15 protein-coding genes and 2 tRNA genes are annotated in these 18517 nt (G+C 68.6%); 5 read left to right on the forward strand and 12 right to left on the reverse strand.

What is annotated here, in order from left to right; all coding sequences use genetic code 11:
• Positions 1-26 precede the first annotated feature (26 nt).
• The gene (locus OG927_RS10905) at positions 27-2648 is read right to left on the reverse strand and encodes a valine--tRNA ligase (RefSeq protein WP_056785567.1); all 2622 of its coding nucleotides are present in this window, start codon (positions 2646-2648) and stop codon (positions 27-29) included.
• A 137-nt stretch (positions 2649-2785) separates the two neighbouring features.
• Between OG927_RS10905 and OG927_RS10910 the strand changes: the two genes are divergently transcribed.
• On the forward strand, positions 2786-3778 hold the full coding sequence (locus OG927_RS10910) for a hypothetical protein (RefSeq protein WP_056785573.1): 993 nt from the start codon (positions 2786-2788) through the stop codon (positions 3776-3778).
• 73 nt (positions 3779-3851) lie between these two features.
• On the opposite strand, the gene clpX is transcribed toward OG927_RS10910, so the two are convergent.
• From clpX to OG927_RS10935, 5 genes are all read right to left on the reverse strand, one after another.
• On the reverse strand, positions 3852-5153 hold the full coding sequence (gene clpX / locus OG927_RS10915; protein ID WP_056785577.1) for an ATP-dependent Clp protease ATP-binding subunit ClpX: 1302 nt from the start codon (positions 5151-5153) through the stop codon (positions 3852-3854).
• Positions 5154-5309: 156 nt separating this feature from the next.
• A complete protein-coding gene (locus OG927_RS10920; protein WP_019992624.1) occupies positions 5310-5993 on the reverse strand; it encodes an ATP-dependent Clp protease proteolytic subunit in 684 nt (227 codons plus the stop codon).
• A 91-nt stretch (positions 5994-6084) separates the two neighbouring features.
• On the reverse strand, positions 6085-6690 hold the full coding sequence (locus OG927_RS10925) for an ATP-dependent Clp protease proteolytic subunit (RefSeq protein ID WP_164494208.1): 606 nt from the start codon (positions 6688-6690) through the stop codon (positions 6085-6087).
• A gap of 278 nt (positions 6691-6968) precedes the next feature.
• The gene (gene tig / locus OG927_RS10930; protein WP_056785584.1) at positions 6969-8390 is read right to left on the reverse strand and encodes a trigger factor; all 1422 of its coding nucleotides are present in this window, start codon (positions 8388-8390) and stop codon (positions 6969-6971) included.
• A gap of 163 nt (positions 8391-8553) precedes the next feature.
• Positions 8554-8630, reverse strand: a tRNA-Pro gene (locus OG927_RS10935).
• A 167-nt stretch (positions 8631-8797) separates the two neighbouring features.
• On the opposite strand from OG927_RS10935, the gene OG927_RS10940 reads away from it, so the two are divergent.
• Positions 8798-8871, forward strand: a tRNA-Gly gene (locus tag OG927_RS10940).
• A gap of 160 nt (positions 8872-9031) precedes the next feature.
• Here OG927_RS10940 and OG927_RS10945 read toward each other — a convergent pair.
• Entirely contained in the window at positions 9032-9226 is a 195-nt protein-coding gene (locus tag OG927_RS10945) for a hypothetical protein (RefSeq protein WP_056785587.1), read from the reverse strand.
• 479 nt (positions 9227-9705) lie between these two features.
• On the opposite strand from OG927_RS10945, the gene OG927_RS10950 reads away from it, so the two are divergent.
• Positions 9706-10878 carry an acyltransferase family protein gene (locus OG927_RS10950; protein ID WP_330320063.1) on the forward strand — a complete coding sequence of 391 codons (1173 nt, stop codon included), beginning with the start codon at positions 9706-9708 and terminating at the stop codon, positions 10876-10878.
• Positions 10879-10926: 48 nt separating this feature from the next.
• On the opposite strand, the gene OG927_RS10955 is transcribed toward OG927_RS10950, so the two are convergent.
• Entirely contained in the window at positions 10927-11427 is a 501-nt protein-coding gene (locus OG927_RS10955) for an HD domain-containing protein (protein WP_209470540.1), read from the reverse strand.
• Positions 11428-11578: 151 nt separating this feature from the next.
• Between OG927_RS10955 and OG927_RS10960 the strand changes: the two genes are divergently transcribed.
• Positions 11579-12763: a cation:proton antiporter gene (locus OG927_RS10960; RefSeq protein WP_056785597.1), complete on the forward strand. Its 1185-nt coding sequence runs from the start codon at positions 11579-11581 to the stop codon at positions 12761-12763.
• Between the two features lie 115 nt (positions 12764-12878).
• Here the strand turns inward: OG927_RS10960 and OG927_RS10965 are convergent, their stop codons facing one another.
• From OG927_RS10965 to OG927_RS10975, 3 genes are all read right to left on the reverse strand, one after another.
• A complete protein-coding gene (locus tag OG927_RS10965) occupies positions 12879-14024 on the reverse strand; it encodes a PP2C family protein-serine/threonine phosphatase (RefSeq protein ID WP_056785600.1) in 1146 nt (381 codons plus the stop codon).
• 312 nt (positions 14025-14336) lie between these two features.
• Positions 14337-15146 carry an Fpg/Nei family DNA glycosylase gene (locus OG927_RS10970; protein ID WP_330320064.1) on the reverse strand — a complete coding sequence of 270 codons (810 nt, stop codon included), beginning with the start codon at positions 15144-15146 and terminating at the stop codon, positions 14337-14339.
• 92 nt (positions 15147-15238) lie between these two features.
• Positions 15239-15727 carry a ribose-5-phosphate isomerase gene (locus OG927_RS10975; protein ID WP_056785606.1) on the reverse strand — a complete coding sequence of 163 codons (489 nt, stop codon included), beginning with the start codon at positions 15725-15727 and terminating at the stop codon, positions 15239-15241.
• A gap of 246 nt (positions 15728-15973) precedes the next feature.
• Here OG927_RS10975 and OG927_RS10980 point away from each other — a divergent pair, with 246 nt between their 5' ends.
• Positions 15974-17413: an amino acid permease gene (locus tag OG927_RS10980; protein ID WP_056785610.1), complete on the forward strand. Its 1440-nt coding sequence runs from the start codon at positions 15974-15976 to the stop codon at positions 17411-17413.
• A gap of 354 nt (positions 17414-17767) precedes the next feature.
• Here OG927_RS10980 and OG927_RS10985 read toward each other — a convergent pair whose 3' ends face one another.
• Positions 17768-18361 (reverse strand): biotin transporter BioY, encoded by a 594-nt coding sequence (locus OG927_RS10985; protein ID WP_319105552.1) that lies wholly within the window; start codon positions 18359-18361, stop codon positions 17768-17770.
• Between the last annotated feature and the right edge of the window lie 156 nt (positions 18362-18517).

An 18517-nucleotide genomic window follows, 5' to 3' on the forward strand; every position in this document is an offset into this window, starting at 1 on the left:
GGTGCGGGGGCTTCGCCCTCAGGTCATCAGCTCTGCGGCAGGTTCGCCAGCTGAGCGGTGATCCGCTCGATGTCCGCGTCGGCCTTCGCGAGCCGGCCTCGGATCTTGTCGACCACGTTGTCCGGTGCCTTGGCCAGGAAGGCCTCGTTGCCGAGCTTCCCGTTGGCCTGGGCCTTCTCCTTCTCGGCCGCGCCGAGGTCCTTCGTCAGGCGCTTGCGCTCCGCCTCGACGTCGATCGTGCCCGACAGGTCGAGGGCGACCCGGGCCCCTGCGACGGGCAGGGTCGCCGTGGCGTGGAAACCCTCGCCGGCCGGCTGCAGACGCAGCAGCTGCCGGATGGCCGCCTCGTGCGGGGCGAGGGCCGTGCCGGTGACGTCCAGCTCGGCCGGGACCTTCTGGCCGGGCTGCAGCCCCTGGTCGGAGCGGAAGCGGCGGACCTCGGTGACGACCTGCTGGACGAGCTCGATCTCCTTCTCGGCCGCGTCGTCACGGAAGCCGCTGTCCTTCGGCCAGTCCGCGACGACGACCGACTCCTGACCGGTGAGCGTGGTCCAGAGCGTCTCCGTGACGAACGGGACGATCGGGTGCAGCAGGCGCAGCGTGACGTCCAGGACCTCGCCGAGGACCCGGGCGGACACCTTCGCCTGGTCACCGCCCGCGAAGAACGTCGTCTTCGACAGCTCGACGTACCAGTCGAAGACCTCGTCCCACGCGAAGTGGTAGAGGGCGTCACTGAGCTTGGCGAACTGGAAGTCCTCGTAGAACGCGTCGACGTCGGCGACGGTCTTGTTCAGCCGGGACAGGATCCACCGGTCGGTGGCCGAGAGCTGCTCGACGGGCGGGAGCGCACCCTCGACCGTCGCGCCGTTCATCATCGCGAAGCGGGTCGCGTTCCAGATCTTGTTGGCGAAGTTGCGGGAGGCCTGGACCCAGTCCTCGCCGATCGGCACGTCGGTACCGGGGTTGGCACCCCTGGCCAGGGTGAAGCGGACGGCGTCGGAGCCGTACGTGTCCATCCAGTCCAGCGGGTCGACGACGTTGCCGAAGGACTTCGACATCTTCTTGCCGCGCTCGTCGCGGACGAGGCCCGTGAGGGCGATCGTCTTGAACGGGACCTCGCCGTCCATGACGTACAGACCGAACATCATCATCCGGGCGACCCAGAAGAAGATGATGTCGTGGCCGGTGAGCAGGACGTCGGTCGGATAGAACTTCTTGAGGTCCGGGGTCTCCTCGGGCCAGCCGAGTGTGGAGAACGGCCACAGGCCGGAGGAGAACCAGGTGTCCAGGACGTCGGTGTCCTGGGTCCAGCCCTCGCCGGTGGGCGGCTGCTCGTCCGGGCCGACGCAGACGACCTCGCCGTCGGGGCCGTACCAGACGGGGATGCGGTGGCCCCACCAGAGCTGGCGGGAGATGCACCAGTCGCGGAGGTTGTCGACCCAGTCGAAGTACCGCTGCTCCATCTCCTTGGGATGGATCGCGACCCGGCCGTCGCGGACCGCGTCACCGGCGGCCTTCGCGAGGGTCTCGACCTTGACCCACCACTGGAGCGAGAGCCGCGGTTCGACCGTCGTGCGGCAGCGGGAGCAGTGGCCGACGGAGTGGACGTACGGGCGCTTCTCCGCGACGATCCGGCCCTGGCCGCGCAGGGCGCCGACGATGGCGGAGCGGGCCTCGAAGCGGTCGAGTCCCTCGAACGGGCCGGGGACGGTGATGACGCCCCGCTCGTCCATGACGGTCATCGACTCGAGCCCGTGCCGCTGACCGATCGCGAAGTCGTTCGGGTCGTGGGCGGGGGTCACCTTGACCGCGCCGGTGCCGAACTCCGGGTCGACGTGCGTGTCCGCGACGACCGGGATGGTGCGGTCGGTGAGCGGCAGCTTGATGCGCCGGCCGATGAGGTGGGCGTACCGCTCGTCGTCGGGGTGGACCGCGACGGCGGTGTCACCGAGCATCGTCTCGGCGCGGGTGGTGGCGACGACGAGCGTGTCGTCGCCCTCGCCGTACGTGATGGAGACGAGCTCGCCGTCGTCGTCCTGGTAGTCGACCTCGATGTCGGAGATGGCCGTCAGACAGCGCGGGCACCAGTTGATGATGCGCTCGGCGCGGTAGATCAGCTCGTCGTCGTACATCTTCTTGAAGACGGTCTGGACGGCGGCGGAGAGGCCCTCGTCCATGGTGAAGCGCTCACGGGACCAGTCGACGCCGTCACCGAGGCGGCGCATCTGCCCGAGGATCTTGCCGCCGTACTCCTCCTTCCACTGCCAGACGCGGTCGACGAACTCCTCGCGCCCCAGGTCGTGGCGGGACTTGCCCTCCTCGCCGAGCTGCTGCTCGACCTTGTTCTGGGTGGCGATGCCGGCGTGGTCCATGCCGGGCAGCCACAGCGCCTCGTACCCCTGCATCCGCTTGCGGCGGGTGAGGGCGTCCATGAGCGTGTGCTGGAAGGCGTGGCCCAGGTGGAGGGAACCGGTGACGTTGGGCGGCGGGATGACGATCGTGTAGGGAGGCTTCTCGCTCTCCGGGTCGGCCGTGAAGTAACCGCGCTCCACCCAGCGCTCGTACAGCTTCCCCTCTACCTCGGCCGGCGCGTACTGGGTCGGCAGTTCGGGGGTGCTGGCTGGCTGCTGCGAAGGGTTCTCGGTCACGCGCCACAGTTTAGGCCCGTCACAGTCCTGCACTGAAACCGGTTTGTTCAGTAACGGTGTGCGGCCCGATACCCCATGTCAGGGCTGCTTCCGTCAGGATGTTCGCAACGCATAAGCATTCTGGAGGGGACAGCCCAATGAGCTACAATCAGCCGGGCCCGTACGGCAGCCAGCCGCCGCAGGGCCAGCCCGGACCGTACGGCCAGCAGCCGGGCCCGTACGGCGGCCCGCCGCCGCAGGGCCAGCCGCAGGGCCAGCCCGGGTACGGCTACCCGCAGCAGGCCCCCCAGGGCGTCCCGCCGCAGCAGCCCCCGCAGCCGGGCTACGGCTACCCGCAGGGGCAGCAGCCGGGCCCGTACGGCCAGCAGCCGCCCACGCCCCCGTACGGCGGCCAGCAGGCGTATCCCGGCATGCCTCCGCAGCCGGGCACCCCGAAGAAGAAGACCGGCCTGATCATCGGCGCGGCCGTGGTGGCGCTGGCGGTCGTCGCGGGCGGGGTGTACTTCCTGACCTCGGGCGGCAGCAGCAACAGCGACGTGGCCGACTCCACCAAGGGCTACAAGCTGACGCCGGCCGCCTCGGTGGAGGACTACAAGCAGGACACCACCGGCACGACGCCCTCGAAGCCCTTGACGGGCAAGGACAAGGCCGAGGCCGAGGCCATGGGGATCAAGAACCCCAACCAGGTGACCGCCCAGTACGCGAGCGGTGGCGCCGAGAATCCGCTGACCATGAAGCGGCTGCTCCTGACCGGCTTCTGGGGTGAGGTCACCGACCCCGCGAAGGTCGTCGACGGTGCGTTCCGGAACGCCGAGCTGGAGATGGCGAAGGGCGAGGACAGCGAGAACGTCTCGCTCGTCGGTAGTCCCGAAGCCGTCAAGCCCGCGGGGTTCGACGGGGCGCTGATGAAGTGCCAGAGCCTCAAGATGGTCAACGACGAAGCCGACGGGTCGGTGGAGAAGGGGCCCAAGGAGATCACCACGCCGGTGTGCGTGTGGACCGACTACAGCACGGTCGGCATCGTCGTGGGCATGGACGTCGGCGCGATGATGACCAACAAGTCGATGCCGCAGAAGGACGTGGCGGCCCTCGCCGCCAAGCTCTACAACACCTCGCGCACCAAGGTCTGACCAGCCGCACCTCACACGCCGAAGGGGCGCCCTGCCAGTGGCAGGGCGCCCCTTCGCGTACGTGTCGCCCGCGCTACGCGGACTTCTCGTGGCGGCCGCCGTCGTCGTTCTTGCCGATCGTGCGCGGCTCGCGCGGGACCAGCGTCGGGTTGACGTTGTTGCGGACGACGTCCGGGGTGATGACCACGCGGGCCACGTCCTTGCGGGACGGGACCTCGTACATCACGGACTGGAGGACTTCCTCCATGATGGCGCGCAGACCACGCGCGCCCGTCTGGCGCAGGATCGCCTGATCGGCGATGGCCTCCAGGGCCTCCCGCTCGAAGTCCAGCTCCACACCGTCGAGTTCGAAGAGCCTCTGGTACTGCTTCACCAGGGCGTTGCGCGGCTCGACCAGGATCTGGAGCAGCGCCTCGCGGTCCAGGTTGTGGACCGAGGTCAGCACGGGGAGGCGGCCGATGAACTCGGGGATCATCCCGAACTTCACCAGGTCCTCCGGCATGACCTCCTGGAACTGGTCGCTCGCCTGGATCTCCAGCTTCGAGCGGATCGTCGCGCCGAAGCCGATGCCCTTGGCGCCGGCCCGCGACTCGATGATCTTCTCCAGCCCGGAGAAGGCACCGCCCACGATGAACAGCACGTTCGTCGTGTCGATCTGGATGAACTCCTGGTGCGGGTGCTTCCGGCCGCCCTGCGGCGGTACGGAGGCGGTGGTGCCCTCCAGGATCTTCAGCAGGGCCTGCTGGACGCCCTCGCCGGAGACATCGCGGGTGATCGACGGGTTCTCGCTCTTGCGTGCGACCTTGTCGATCTCGTCGATGTAGATGATCCCGGTCTCGGCCTTCTTGACGTCGTAGTCGGCGGCCTGGATCAGCTTCAGCAGGATGTTCTCGACGTCCTCGCCGACATAGCCGGCCTCCGTCAGCGCCGTCGCGTCCGCGATGGCGAACGGGACGTTGAGCATGCGGGCCAGCGTCTGTGCGAGGAGCGTCTTGCCGGAGCCCGTGGGGCCCAGCAGCAGGATGTTGGACTTGGCGAGCTCGATCGCGTCGTCACGATTCGCACCGCCGCCGTTCTCCCCGGCCTGGACCCGCTTGTAGTGGTTGTACACCGCGACCGAGAGGGCCTTCTTGGCGGGCTCCTGCCCGACGACGTACCCCTCGAGGAACTCGTAGATCTCGCGCGGCTTGGGGAGCTCCTCCCACCGCACCTCGGAGGTCTCCGCGAGCTCTTCCTCGATGATCTCGTTGCAGAGATCGATGCACTCGTCGCAGATGTACACACCGGGTCCCGCGATGAGCTTCTTCACCTGCTTCTGGCTCTTACCGCAGAACGAGCACTTGAGCAGGTCGCCGCCATCACCGATGCGTGCCACGAGGTGCTTCCCCTTCGCCTGGGAGCAGCCTGGTTCAGCGGCTCCTGGTGCTTCTCTCCGACGGTACCTTGCCTGGCCCCCCGTTCGGGCCCCCCTTGGCACGGTTCACACGGCCGGGGCCGTACTAACGGAATGTGCCAAGGGGAAAGACCGACGTCAGACGGACGCGCCGGCTGTGGTCTTGCGGGTGGACACGATCTGGTCCACCAGACCGTACGCCAGTGCGTCGTCGGCCGTAAGGATCTTGTCGCGCTCGATGTCCTCGCTGATCTTCTCCAGCGGGGTGGTGGAGTGCTTGGCCAGCATCTCCTCGAGCTGGGTGCGCATGCGCAGGATCTCGTTGGCCGCGATCTCCAGGTCGGAGAGCTGCTCACGGCCGGTCTGCGAGGACGGCTGGTGGATCAGCACACGGGCGTGCGGGAGCGCCATGCGCTTGCCCGGGGTGCCCGCGGCCAGCAGGACGGCGGCGGCGGAGGCCGCCTGGCCCATGCAGACCGTCTGGATGTCCGGCTTCACGAACTGCATCGTGTCGTAGATCGCGGTGAGCGCGGTGAACGAGCCGCCGGGGCTGTTGATGTAGATCGAGATGTCGCGGTCCGGGTCCATGGACTCCAGGCACAGCAGCTGCGCCATGACGTCGTTGGCCGAGGCGTCGTCGATCTGCACACCGAGGAAGATCACGCGCTCCTCGAAGAGCTTCGCGTACGGGTCGTACTCGCGCACACCCTGCGAGGTGCGCTCCACGAAGCGCGGGACGACGTAGCGGTTGTCCACCTGCGGGCCGGTGTAGAGGCCGCTCGCGGAGGCGCCGGGGAAGTTGTTCATGTGGGTGTTCACCATCCTGGTGGCGTATCTGTGGGCTGGGAGTCTCGGCGTACGGGTGGCGTACGAGAGGGTGCGGCGTGGTGCCGGTCCGGGGGGTGGGCCCGGATCAGGCGCCGGTGCCGCCGCCGCCCGGGATGCCCGACGCGACCGTGATGATCTCGTCGATGAGGCCGTAGTCCTTGGCCTCCTCCGCCGTGTACCAACGGTCACGGTCGCCGTCGCGGATGATCGTCTCCACGGTCTGGCCGGAGTGGTGGGCGGTGATCTCGGCCATCCGCGTCTTCGTGCGGAGCAGGTACTGCGCCTGGATCTTGATGTCCGAGGCGGTACCGCCGATGCCGGCCGAACCCTGGTGCATGAGGATGTCGGTGTTCGGGAGCGCGAAGCGCTTGCCCGCCGTGCCACCGGTGAGCAGGAACTGGCCCATCGAGGCCGCCATGCCCATGCCGATGGTGACCACGTCGTTCGGGATGTACTGCATGGTGTCGTAGACCGCCATGCCTGCCGTCACCGAGCCGCCGGGGCTGTTGATGTAGAGGTAGATGTCCTTGTCCGGGTCGGCGGCAAGGAGCAGAAGCTGTGCGGTGATCTTGTTGGCGATGTCATCGTCGACCTGCTGACCGAGGAAGATGATGCGCTCGCCGAGCAGTCGGCTGTAGACCTGGTCACCGAGGCCTCCACCGAGGGACGGCTCTCCGGCGGCGTAGGGCATCAGATTCGTCACGTATCCACCTGCTCGTCTCTGACGGCTCCGGCCGTCTCAGCGTCTTCGTACCGGGTGGGCCGGGACTACCCGACCCTTCCTCTTCATGGACCCTAACGCGCAGGTGGGACAACGCCATCCCGCTTCCCCAACTGTTCGCTGGGAGCGCAAGGTCAGCAGTCCGCACAAGGGTTCCTGGGCGGCGCGGGGCCGATACGACGACGGGCTCCGGACGCGATACGTCCGGAGCCCGTCGTGCGAATCGGATCAGCCGATCAGAACGAGGCTCAGGCCTCGTTCTTCTCGTCGGCCTTCTTCTCGTCGGCCTTCGTCTCGTCGGCAGCGGCCTCGGTGGTGTCCTCGGCTGCGGCCTCGACCGCCTCGGCGGCCTCGTCCTCGTCGTCCTCGAGCTCGACGAGCTCACCGTTGGTGTCGACGACCTTGGCGGCCTCGACGACCACGGCGAGCGCCTTGCCGCGGGCGACCTCGCCGACGAGCATCGGCACCTGGCCGCCTTCGACGACGGCCTGGGCGAACTGGTCGGGGCTCATGCCGGAGGACTGCGCACGCCGCATGAGGTGCTCGGTGAGCTCCTCCTGGTTGACGTTGAGCTTCTCCTTGTTGACGAGCTCGTCAAGGATGAACTGGGTCTTGATGCCCTTGACGGCCTGCTCGGAGGTCTCCGCCTCGAACTCCTCGAGCGTCTTGCCCTGGATCTCCAGGTACTTCTCGAGGTCGAGACCCATCTGGCCGAGCTGGTGGTGCTCGAGGTTGTGCTTGCGGGTCTGGACCTCGTCCGCGAGGAGCTTCTCGGGGATCGGGACCTCGGCCAGCTTCAGGAGCTCGTCGAGGACGCGCTCCTGGGCCTGCGTGGCCTGGTCGTACTGCTTGGTGTTCTCGAGGCGCTTGCGGCTGTCCTCGCGGAGCTCGGCGAGCGTGTCGAACTCGCTCGCCATCTGCGCGAAGTCGTCGTCCAGCTCAGGCAGTTCGCGGGAGGCGACGGCGGTGACCTTGACGGTGACCTCCGCTTCCTTGCCCTCGGCGGAGCCGCCCTTCAGCTCGGAGGTGAAGGTGGCCTCGCCACCGGCCTCCAGGCCGGTCACGGCCTCGTCGATGCCCTCGAGGAGCTCGCCGGAACCGATGGTGTACGAGACACCGGCGGCCACGCCGTCCTCCAGGACCTCTCCGTCGACCTTGGCCTCCAGGTCGATCGTCACGATGTCGCCCTCGGCGGCAGCGCGCTCGACCGGGTTCGTGGAGGCGAAGCGCTCGCGCAGCTGCTCCACGGCCTTGTCGACGTCCTCTTCGGTGACCTCGAGTGCGTCCACGGTGACCTCGATGCCGGAGTAGTCCGGGATCGTGATCTCGGGACGGACATCCACCTCGGCGGTGAAGGCCAGCAGCTCGCCGTCCTTGAGTTCGGTGATGTCAACCTCGGGCTGGCCCAGAACGTTGAGCTCGCCCTCGTTGACAGCCTCGGTGTAGAACTTCGGAAGGGCGTCGTTGACGGCCTCCTCCAGCACAGCACCACGGCCGAACCGCTGGTCGATGACGCGGTTGGGGATCTTGCCCTTACGGAAGCCCTTCACCGTGACCTGCTGGTTGATCTTCTTGTACGCCGCGTCGAGGCTGTCCTTGAGCTCCTCGAAGGGCACCTCGATGCTGAGCCGAACCCGAGTCGGGTTCAGGGTCTCCACGGCGCTCTTCACGGTTCGGTCTCCTTGGTGGCTGACTTCTTGGGGTTCTGCTGGACCGCCGAGAGGCGGCTTCGCGGATCGAGCCCGGTACATCAGACACACGGGCACGCATTTTGCATAGTAACGGCAAGCGGGACGACTCCCACAACGCGATCTTGCCGAACGATCCTGCTGGTGGTCGGGGTGGCCGGATTCGAACCGACGACCTTCCGCTCCCAAAGCGGACGCGCTACCAAGCTGCGCCACACCCCGTCGGTGCGACACGTAGGGTACATGCCGACAAGCCGTGCGTCGGACGCTTTTCGCGAAGGGTGGCGAAGACGGTCGCCGGGGCGCACCGATACGGGTGTGCGCGCATCGTCCGCGACCCGCTACGATGCTGTTCGTGCCGCGGTCCACCGGACTCCGGCGCGTCGCTTGCGGGCGTAGCTCAATGGTAGAGCCCTAGTCTTCCAAACTAGCTACGCGGGTTCGATTCCCGTCGCCCGCTCCATGCGTGAGCCCGGTCCGACAGTCACTCGTCGAACCGGGCTCTTCGCGTTCACCGGTCAGCCGCGCGCGGGCACGGCCGGCCCCCGCGGACCGGGCGTGTGCCAGAGGCGGTCAGGAGCTGGTCCGGCTCAGCGGATCGGAGGCCGGTCCGGTCGCGCGGATCAGAAGCTGATCTGGTTGATCGTGTCGGCTATCGAGTTCATGAATCTGTTGATCGACGGCGCCATGCCCGTCGATGCCAGGAAGAAGCCGAAGAGCACGGCGACGACCGCCGGCCCGCCCTTGAGGGACCCGCCGCGGATCAGCACCACCAGGATGATCCCCAGCATCAGCACCACAGACAGTGAAATGGCCACGACTGATCACACCCTTGGTCGGTCCGCCTTGCCGGCCCGGTGGTGTGCGGCCGAGCACACCCCGTCGCGACCATCGTGCCACCAACTCCCCTGTGGGTGCTGCCGGGTGATGAATCGAACTGACCGGATCACGCCATCCTCGCGCCCGCGCGCGCCGGGGCGACAACGCGCGCGGGGTGCGCCCACCAAGGGCCCCGCGACCCTCGTCGGCAAAACTGTGGACTTCCTGTGCGCGAGGCAGTTCGAATATTGGCCACTGTGATCGTTTCCATATCGCCACACTTCGTTCACAGCGTTTCGCCAGGAGTTCATGCGACGTAATTCACTCTCCCCAACTGCCCGCCGATATGCACTGTTTAAGGTGGATGAATCACCATGAAACGGTCAGTTCTCGGTGGTTTCATTTTCGAATGGGCGGGAACACGCAATAACTCTTGAGAGTTTTACGCATGCCAATCGACGGGTCTAAGGTGCCTTAGATGTTCAAAGCTCCGAGCGAATTTCAGAGGGCCCCCTTCCCCGCGGAGACCCGGGAGTCGGAGCCCAGACACGAAGACGCCCCGGCAGCGGCCCGGGCCTCCTCCCCTGCTGTCCCCACCCGCCCCGCTGCCTCCGCCCGTCCCGCGGCCGACGCTCCGGCGAAGCGGCGTGACGCCTATTTCGACAATGTGAAGTACCTCGCGATCGTGCTGGTCGCCGTGGCCCATGCCTGGGAACCGGTGATGGACGGCAGCCGCACCACGCGAGCGCTGTACATGGTCGTGTACACGTTCCACATGCCGGCGTTCATCCTCATCTCGGGGTATTTCTCCCGGTCCTTCGACATGAGCCCGGCCAAGGTGAAGCGCCTGGTGACCGGGGTCGCCGTGCCCTATGTGCTGTTCGAGACGGCGTATTCGCTGTTCAAGCGGTACGCCGGCGGTGCGGACGACACACCGATCACCCTGCTCGACCCCCTGTTCCTCACCTGGTTCCTGATCGCGCTGTTCATCTGGCGGGTCACCACGCCGCTGTGGCAGTCGCTGCGCCACCCGCTGGCGGTCGCCCTGACCATCGCCGTACTGGCCTCGGTGACTCCGGGCATCGGCGACGACCTGGACCTGCAGCGCGTCCTGCAGCTCCTGCCGTTCTTCGTGCTGGGCCTCCTGCTGAAGCCCGAGCACTTCCGGATGGTGCGGCGGCGCGAGGTGCGACTGCTGTCCCTGCCGCTGCTCGCGGGAGCACTGCTGTTCGCCTACTGGGCCGCCCCGCGCATGCAGTTGGGCTGGTTCTACCGCAGCAACAGCGCGCAGGAGCTGGGTGCTCCGTGGTGGTCGGGCGCCGTGATGTCCCTGGCGATGTTCGGGTGCGCCCTGGTCCTCACGATCTGCTTCCTGGCATGGGTGCCGCGCCGTCACCTGTGGTTCACCGCGCTGGGCGCGGGGACCATCTGCGGCTATCTGCTCCACGGCTTCCTGGTGAAGGGCGCCGGATACTTCGGTCTGTTCGACCGCTACGAGTGGCTCTCGGGACCCGCCGGACTGGTGGTCGTCTCCCTCGTCGCGGCGGTCGCGGTGACCGCGCTCTGCACCCCGCCGGTCCGGCGCGCGCTGCGTTTCGCCACCGAGCCGGACATGAACTGGGCATTCCGCAGGGGCGCCACCGAGCGCTGACCCTGTCCGGATCGATCCGGTACCGCCCGGCTTTCGGGCGGTACCGGATCAGTCCGTTTCGGGGTTGGCCGGATTCAGTTGGTCGGAGGCCGCTTTGCCCCCCGGGAGCCCCAACAGCCCGCGCACCTGCGCATATTTCTCGGTCAGCCGGGTACGGGTGGCCGGTTCGAGGACCGCGAGACGGTCCGGATCCGCGTTGTGGGCCAGATCCGACTCCTTCACCAGCAGCGCGCCGGGGGTGGCGAGAATCCGCCCGGTGTACGCGACGAGGTCCTCGCCGTCCCGCTTGGTGACGGCGAGGACCATTTCCTTCACCTCCTGCGGCAGCGCGGCCTCGTCCAGCCACCGCCGGGAGAGCGCGTCGTCCTCGACCGCGTCGTGCAGCCACGCCGCGGCGATCTGCTCCTCGCTGCCGCCGCGGTCGCTTACGCCTGCGGCGACCGCGGCCAGGTGCTCGGCGTACGGGCGCCCCGCCTTGTCCCTCTGGTTTCGATGGGCCTCGCGGGCGATCATCTCGACCTGGTCCAGGGTCAGATACGGGGTCGGCATGGGGCCGACTGTACGCCGCGGAGGGTGATTCTTCGAAGGGTCCATAGTTGCAGTGTCAATCATTCGGTAAACTAATTACTGACGGTTCCTTGACACCCTCTTGACCAAACGAAGGATCAGGCTCATCGGACACGCAGACACGCTCATCGCCATGGGCGGCGCCTTCCTCGCCGCCGCCGTCCTCGCCCGCGTCGGCGGCCGCATCGGGCTGCCGACCATTCCCCTCTTCATCCTGGCCGGGATCCTGCTCGGCCCCCACACTCCCGGGGTCGTCCTCGTCGAGGACCCCCACGAGCTGGAGATGCTCTCCGCGCTCGGCCTGGTGCTACTGCTCTTCTACCTGGGGCTGGAGTTCAGCCTCGACGACCTCAAGGCCGGCGGCCGCAAGATGGTGCTCGCGGGCACCGTCTATCTGATCCTCAACGTCGGCGCCGGTCTCGGCTTCGGCCTCGTCCTGGGCTGGGGCTTCGCCGAAGCACTGGTGCTGGCCGGGGTGCTCGGCATCTCGTCCTCCGCGATCGTCACCAAGATCCTGGTCGACCTGAAACGCCTCGAGAGCCCCGAGACGAAGACGATTCTCGGCATCATCGTCGTGGACGACGTCTTCCTGGCCCTCTACCTGGCCGCCCTCCAGCCGATCCTGTCCAAAGCGGACGGTATGGGCGCGGCCCTGCTGGACGGCGCCAAAGCGTTCGGCTTCCTGCTGCTGCTCGCCCTCGTCGCCCGCTTCGGCACCAAGGTCATCAGCTGGCTGATGAACACCCGGGACGACGAGCTCCTCGTCATCTCCTTCCTCGGTGCCGCGGTCTTCGTCGCAGGCATCTCCGACCTGTTCGGCGTCGCGGACGCGATCGGCGCCTTCATGGTCGGCCTGATGCTCGGCGGCACGACCTCGGGGGATCGCATCCGCGCGCTGGTCCACCCGCTCCGGGACGCCTTCGGCGCGATCTTCTTCTTCGCGTTCGGACTGTCCATCAACCCGGGGGACCTGCCGAGCGTGATGTGGCCGGTGCTGGCCGCCGTGGTGCTCACCATCGCGATGAACATGCTCTCCGGCATCTTCTCCGCACGGGTCTACGGCTTCGGCTCCCTGCAAGCGGCGAACATCTCCACGACGCTGACGGCCCGGGGCGAGTTCGCCCTGATCCTCGCCACGATGGCGGCGGGCGCGGGGCTGGACGAACGGCTCTCCCCGTTCATCGCCGGATACGTGCTCGTCCTCGCGGTCCTCGCACCGCTGGCCGCCGGACGATCGCACTGGCTCGCCCGGATCCTGCCCGTGGGGCGGGACAAGGACAAGGATCCGGACCAGGAGAAGATCTCGGTCCCGGCGTGAGGCCCGGCTCGGGTACGGGGCTGCCGTCCCGTACCCGATACCGGGAGTCCTCACGTACGAGTGACGCGGGGGACCTGATGTGACGCCCGTACCGTTTGGGTCGGTTTCGGGTGGTTCAGGGGCGGCGGGACAACAGCAGCAGCGCACGGTCGTCGTTGACGTCCTTCGCGCATGCCTCGATGAGGTGCCAGGCCGCACCCTCGAAGCCCGTGGTGACATAGCGGTCGGCTTCGCCGGTGAGCCGGTCGATGCCCTCGGCCATGTCCCGGTCGGACGTCTCCACCAGCCCGTCCGTGAAGAGCATCAGCACGTCGCCCGGCGCCAACGAGCCCTTCACCGCGTCGAACTGCGCCCCGTCGTAGACACCGAGCAGCGGCCCCTCGGCGGCCTTCTCCTCCCACTGACCGCTACCGGCGTGGAGCTGCAGGGCAGGCGGGTGGCCCGCCGAGAGCAGCTCGTAGTCACCGGAATCCAGGTCCAGGACGAGATGGATGGATGTGGCGAAGCCCTCGTCCCAGTCCTGGCGCAGCAGATAGCCGTTGGCCGCGGGGAGGAAGCCGTGCGGGGGCAGTGAGCCCAGGAGTCCGCCGAAGGCGCCGGAGAGGAGCAGGGCACGGGATCCCGCGTCCATGCCCTTGCCCGAGACGTCGGTGAGCACGACTTCCAGGGTGCGCCCGCCGTTGGTGCGGGCCGCGACGACGAAGTCACCGGAGAAGGACTGGCCGCCCGCCGGACGGAGGGCCATCTCCCGGTGCCAGCCCTGGGGCAGCAGCGGCAGGGCACTCTGGACCCGGATCCGCTCGCGCAGGTCGAAGAGCATCGTGCCACCGCGCCGCCACGGCACCCCGACCCTCGCCCGGAACTGGGCGAGGACCAGCCCGAAGAAGCCGCAGGCGGCGACGACCAGGACGGTGCCGGGCGTGACCCGGGCCGGCCCTTCCGCGTAGGGGCCCAGCGCGATGGACTCCACGATCAGGGCGGCGGCGGCGGTCGCGTAGAGGCTCAGCAGACTGGCCGGCCGCAGAAGCAGACCGCCCGCGACGATCGGCAGGGCCAGCGCGGTGGGTGAGCACCAGACCGGGTTGATCAGGGTGGTGCAGGTGATCACGGGAATGATGATCAGCAGGCCGGCAAGCGCTATCCAGTCGGACCCGTCACCGCGGAAGTAGTCGACCCCGGACCTGCGCAGCGTGATGCGCGCCCGGTGCATCGATCTTCGCCACCGGGCCGGGAACGCGTCTACTCCTCCGCGACGGGCCATTGTCGGGACCCTATCCACCCGACGGCCTCCGGTGCAGGGGGACCCCTGTGACCATGTGTTCGAAATTGGGTCACTCTTATGACTTACCCCCGGTAGCCACGGCATATGACGACGGAATCGTTCACGATCCCCCTCCCCGGACGGGCCCGCCGCAGGACGACGACGAGGTCCGGTGGACGTCCGGCCCGGTGCCGGACGGACCGGCGGAACAGGGCGGGGCAAGGCAGGGGCGGACCGTACGGGCGGCGGCCGGCGCACCGGCACCGCCGATGCAGGGGTCCGCGGAAGACGTGCCGGGCGGCCCGCCGGAGGTCAGGCCAGTTGGCAGGTGGGGCACCAGAAGAGGTTCCGGGCCGCGAGGTCCGCCGTACGGATCCCGGTACCGCAGACGTGGCAGGCCTGGCGGGCCCGGCGGTAGACGTAGACCTCGCCGCCGTGGTCGTCGACCCGCGGTGGACGGCCCATCACCTCGGGCAGGTGCTCCGGGCGGACGGTGTCGATCCGGTTGTTCCGCACGCCCTCGCGCATCAGCGCGCGGAGGTCGGCCCAGATCGCGTCCCACTCCCCGCGCGTCAGATCCCTGCCGAGGCGGTACGGGTCGATGCCGTGCCGGAAGAGGACTTCCGCGCGGTAGACGTTGCCCACGCCCGAGACGACCTTCTGGTCCATCAGCAGGGCGGCCACCGTGACGCGGCTGCGGGAGATCCGCTGCCAGGACCGCTCGCCGTCCTCGTCATCGCGCAGCGGGTCCGGCCCGAGCCTCTCGTGTATCGCCCGCTTCTCGGGGCCGGTGATCAGCGCACAGGTGGTGGGCCCGCGCAGGTCGGCGTGGTGGGCAGCGTTGACGAGACGGAGCCGGACCGTGTCGGTGGGCGGCGGCGCGGGCACCGTACCGAAGCCGAGCTTGCCGAACAGGCCCAGGTGGATGTGGACCCAGGCCGATCCCTCGAAGCCCAGGAAGAGGTGCTTGCCGTGCGCGTCGACGCCGGTGAAGGTCCGGCCGTCCAGCAGTGCCGCACTGTCGGCGAACTTGCCCTGTGGGCTGCTCACCCGCACCGGACCGCCGGCGAACCGCTCGCGGTGGTCCGCGGCGAGACGGTGGATCGTATGCCCTTCGGGCACGGCGGAACTCCTCGGTGAACCGACCGTGCCGCCGGGCGGACCCGGCGGCACGCGCATGCGGGTGGTGCGGGAAGGCAGGCGGTGCGGGCGGTTCAGCCCTGCTGCGGGTGGTGGGCCGGGATCGGGGGGAGGTCGCCCGTGCTCTCGTAGGCCGACAGCATCTCGATGCGGCGGGTGTGCCGCTCCTCGCCCGAGTACGGGGTGTCCAGGAAGATCTCGACGAACCTGGTGCACTCCTCCAGCGTGTGCATCCGGCCGCCGATGGCCACCACGTTGGCGTCGTTGTGCTCGCGGCCGAGCGCGGCCGTCTGCTCGCTCCAGGCGAGTGCGGCACGGACACCCTTGACCTTGTTCGCGGCGATCTGCTCGCCGTTCCCCGAACCGCCGATGACGATGCCGAGGCTGCCCTTGTCCGAGGCCGTCCCCTCCGCGGCACGGAGGCAGAACGGCGGGTAGTCGTCCTGGGCGTCATAGATGTGGGGACCGCAGTCGACGGCCTCGTGGCCGTGGGCCGTGAGCCACGCGACTAGGTGGTTCTTCAGTTCGTAGCCAGCATGATCGGAGCCGAGGTACACGCGCATGGTGCGAAGTGTGGCACGAACGGGCCGGGGTAACCGTCAGCGGGGTCGGGACCCACCGGCCGGTTCCGGGGCTCCGGTCCGGGGGCCTGTGTGCAACGCCACGCGGGCAACGATCGGGTCAAAGAACCGGACGAGGGGGTTCCGCTTCTGGCGCCGCTCGGGCTTGAATGCGTGGCCTTGCCTCCGCACCACCCCCTCCGGAGGCAGGACCGACACACGTGATCAGAAAACGTAAGGATTCGATCCATGACGTCGCAGACGACGCTGGCCGAGCCGGGCCAACAGCCCGGCGAGCCGGGTAAGCCGAACTCCCCGGACGGGCTCCAGGCCGGCCTGAAGAACCGTCACCTTTCGATGATCGCCATCGGCGGCGTGATCGGGGCGGGCCTCTTCGTCGGCTCCGGAGCAGGCATCGCCGCGGCGGGGCCGGCCATTCTCCTGTCGTACGCGCTGGTCGGCCTCATGGTCGTCTTCGTCATGCGAATGCTCGGCGAGATGGCTGTCGCCCGGCCGAGCTCCGGCTCCTTCTCCGCATACGCGGACCAGGCCCTGGGCCGCTGGGCCGGCTTCTCGATCGGCTGGCTGTACTGGTTCTTCTGGGTCGTGGTGCTCGCCGTCGAGGCCACGGCGGGTGCCAAGATCCTGGAGGGCTGGATCCCGGGCGTACCGCAGTGGGGCTGGGCCCTGATCGTCATGGTGGTGCTGACGGCGACCAATCTGGTCTCGGTGGGTTCGTACGGTGAGTTCGAGTTCTGGTTCGCCGGGATCAAGGTCGTGGCCATCGGCGCCTTCGTCGTCGTCGGCCTGCTCGCCGTCTTCGGCCTTCTCCCCGGCTCGGACAATGCCGGATCGGGGCTGGCCCATCTCACGGACACCGGCGGGTTCTTCCCGGAAGGGCCGGGAGCCATCCTCACGGGTGTGCTGATGGTCGTCTTCTCCTTCATGGGCAGCGAGATCGTCACCCTGGCGGCCGGTGAGTCCGAGGACCCGCAGCGCGCCGTCTCCAAGGCCACCAACAGCGTGATCTGGCGTATCGCCATCTTCTACCTGGGCTCGATCTTCGTCGTCCTGACGCTGCTGCCGTGGAACGACCCGTCGATCGTGAAAGACGGCTCGTACGTCGCCGCGCTGAACGCCATCGGCATCCCGCACGCGGGCCAGGTCATGGACGTCATCGTGCTGACGGCCGTGCTGTCCTGCCTCAACTCCGGCCTCTACACGGCCTCCCGCATGGGCTTCTCGCTCGGTCGGCGGGGGGACGCACCGAAGTCCTTCGCCCGGGTGAACCGGCGGGGTGTGCCGCAGGTCGCGATCCTCTCGTCCGTCGTGTTCGGCTTCGTGGCGGTCTTCTTCAACTACCAGTGGCCGGACACGGTGTTCCAGTTCCTGCTGAACTCCTCCGGCGCAGTGGCCCTGTTCGTGTGGCTGGTCATCTGCTTCACCCAGCTGCGGATGCGCGGCATCATCCTGCGCGAGTCGCCCGAGAAGCTGGTCGTGCGGATGTGGCTCTTCCCGTACCTGACCTGGGCGACGATCGCGATGATCTCGTTCGTGCTGGTCTACATGCTGACCGACGACTCCGGGCGCGAGCAGGTGCTGCTCTCGCTGCTGGTCGCGGCACTGGTGGTGGCCGTCTCGCTGGTGCGTGAGGCGCGCGGCCGCAAGGCATCGGCCCCGGTCGAGTGACCGCGGCGCATACCTGACGGCAGGTGTCGGACACGGCCGGGAGGCTCTCCCCCGCCGAGCGATCGAGCGACGAGCGATCCGGCGAGTGGAGGGCCTGCTCGTGCCCGGCGCCCCCGTGTCCGACGCCCTCGCGGGTTCCGGACCGGCTGCGCCTCGCCCCGGCCGTCCTGGTGGACGCCGTCGTACGGGCGGCCGACGTACGGGCCGTCGTGCGTAGGCCGTGGGCCGTCGTCCGGACCTCCCGTCCGGCGGCGGGGAACGCGTGGAGGGCTTGCACGGCCGGGACGCGCGAGAGGCTCGCCGGTCTGGTGTCGCGTCGCGACCCGGCGAGCCTCTTCGGTGGCGCCTACGGCATCAGCCGCGACGCCCGATGAGCTTCCAGGAAGCGGGGAGCGCGCCCATCGCCAGCGCGGCCTTGAGCGCGTCCCCGATCAGGAACGGCACCAGACCGGCCGCGACGGCGGCACTCAGCGACATCCCGGTGGAGAGCGCGAGGTACGGCACGCCGACCGCGTAGATGATCACGGAGCCGACGGCCATCGTCCCCGCGGTCCGCAGGACGGAGCGGTCGCCGCCGCGCCGGGCGAGGCCGCCGACGACCGTTGCGGCGAGCAGCATGCCCAGGACGTAGCCGAACGAGGCGCCGCCCGCGCCGGAGCTGCCCTCGGAGAACCACGGCACACCGGCCATGCCGACGAGCGCGTACAGGGCGAGGGAGAGGAAGCCGCGACGGGCGCCGAGCGCGGTACCGATGAGCAGCGCGGCGAAGGTCTGGCCGGTGACGGGCACCGGGGAGCCGGGCACGGGTACGGCGATCTGGGCCGCGATGCCGGTGAGCGCGGCGCCACCGACGACCAGGGCCGTGTCCACGGCGTAGCGGTGCCGGGCGGCGGGCAGCAGGTCGGCGAGGACCGCTCCGGAACGGATGGGGGCGGCAGCAGTGCTCATCGGGACTCCGCGGGTGAGGGCAGCAGGACGGGTGGGGACGGACTGATGGTGACGTTAGCCGACGGAATATCGCTCGATCACCATCAGCCGCCCACAAAGCGGCGGTTGAGGGATTAGTGGGGTTCACACAAAGGGCATGGTGCAATCACTCATCGG

The sequence above is a fragment of the Streptomyces clavifer genome, assembly GCF_036345975.1.
In the GTDB taxonomy this organism is placed as follows: domain Bacteria; phylum Actinomycetota; class Actinomycetes; order Streptomycetales; family Streptomycetaceae; genus Streptomyces; species Streptomyces clavifer.

Bases quoted from the DNA above. Each gene is read 5' to 3' on its own strand.
- OG927_RS10910 (WP_056785573.1), top strand. From the start codon at position 2,786: ATGAGCTACAATCAGCCGGGCCCGTACGGCAGCCAGCCGCCGCAGGGC.
- OG927_RS10920 (WP_019992624.1), bottom strand. From the start codon at position 5,993: ATGGTGAACACCCACATGAACAACTTCCCCGGCGCCTCCGCGAGCGGC.
- OG927_RS10925 (WP_164494208.1), bottom strand. From the start codon at position 6,690: ATGCCCTACGCCGCCGGAGAGCCGTCCCTCGGTGGAGGCCTCGGTGAC.
- OG927_RS10950 (WP_330320063.1), top strand. From the start codon at position 9,706: ATGTTCAAAGCTCCGAGCGAATTTCAGAGGGCCCCCTTCCCCGCGGAG.
- OG927_RS10955 (WP_209470540.1), bottom strand. From the start codon at position 11,427: ATGCCGACCCCGTATCTGACCCTGGACCAGGTCGAGATGATCGCCCGC.
- OG927_RS10960 (WP_056785597.1), top strand. From the start codon at position 11,579: ATGGGCGGCGCCTTCCTCGCCGCCGCCGTCCTCGCCCGCGTCGGCGGC.
- OG927_RS10965 (WP_056785600.1), bottom strand. From the start codon at position 14,024: ATGGCCCGTCGCGGAGGAGTAGACGCGTTCCCGGCCCGGTGGCGAAGA.
- OG927_RS10975 (WP_056785606.1), bottom strand. From the start codon at position 15,727: ATGCGCGTGTACCTCGGCTCCGATCATGCTGGCTACGAACTGAAGAAC.
- OG927_RS10980 (WP_056785610.1), top strand. From the start codon at position 15,974: ATGACGTCGCAGACGACGCTGGCCGAGCCGGGCCAACAGCCCGGCGAG.
- OG927_RS10985 (WP_319105552.1), bottom strand. From the start codon at position 18,361: ATGAGCACTGCTGCCGCCCCCATCCGTTCCGGAGCGGTCCTCGCCGAC.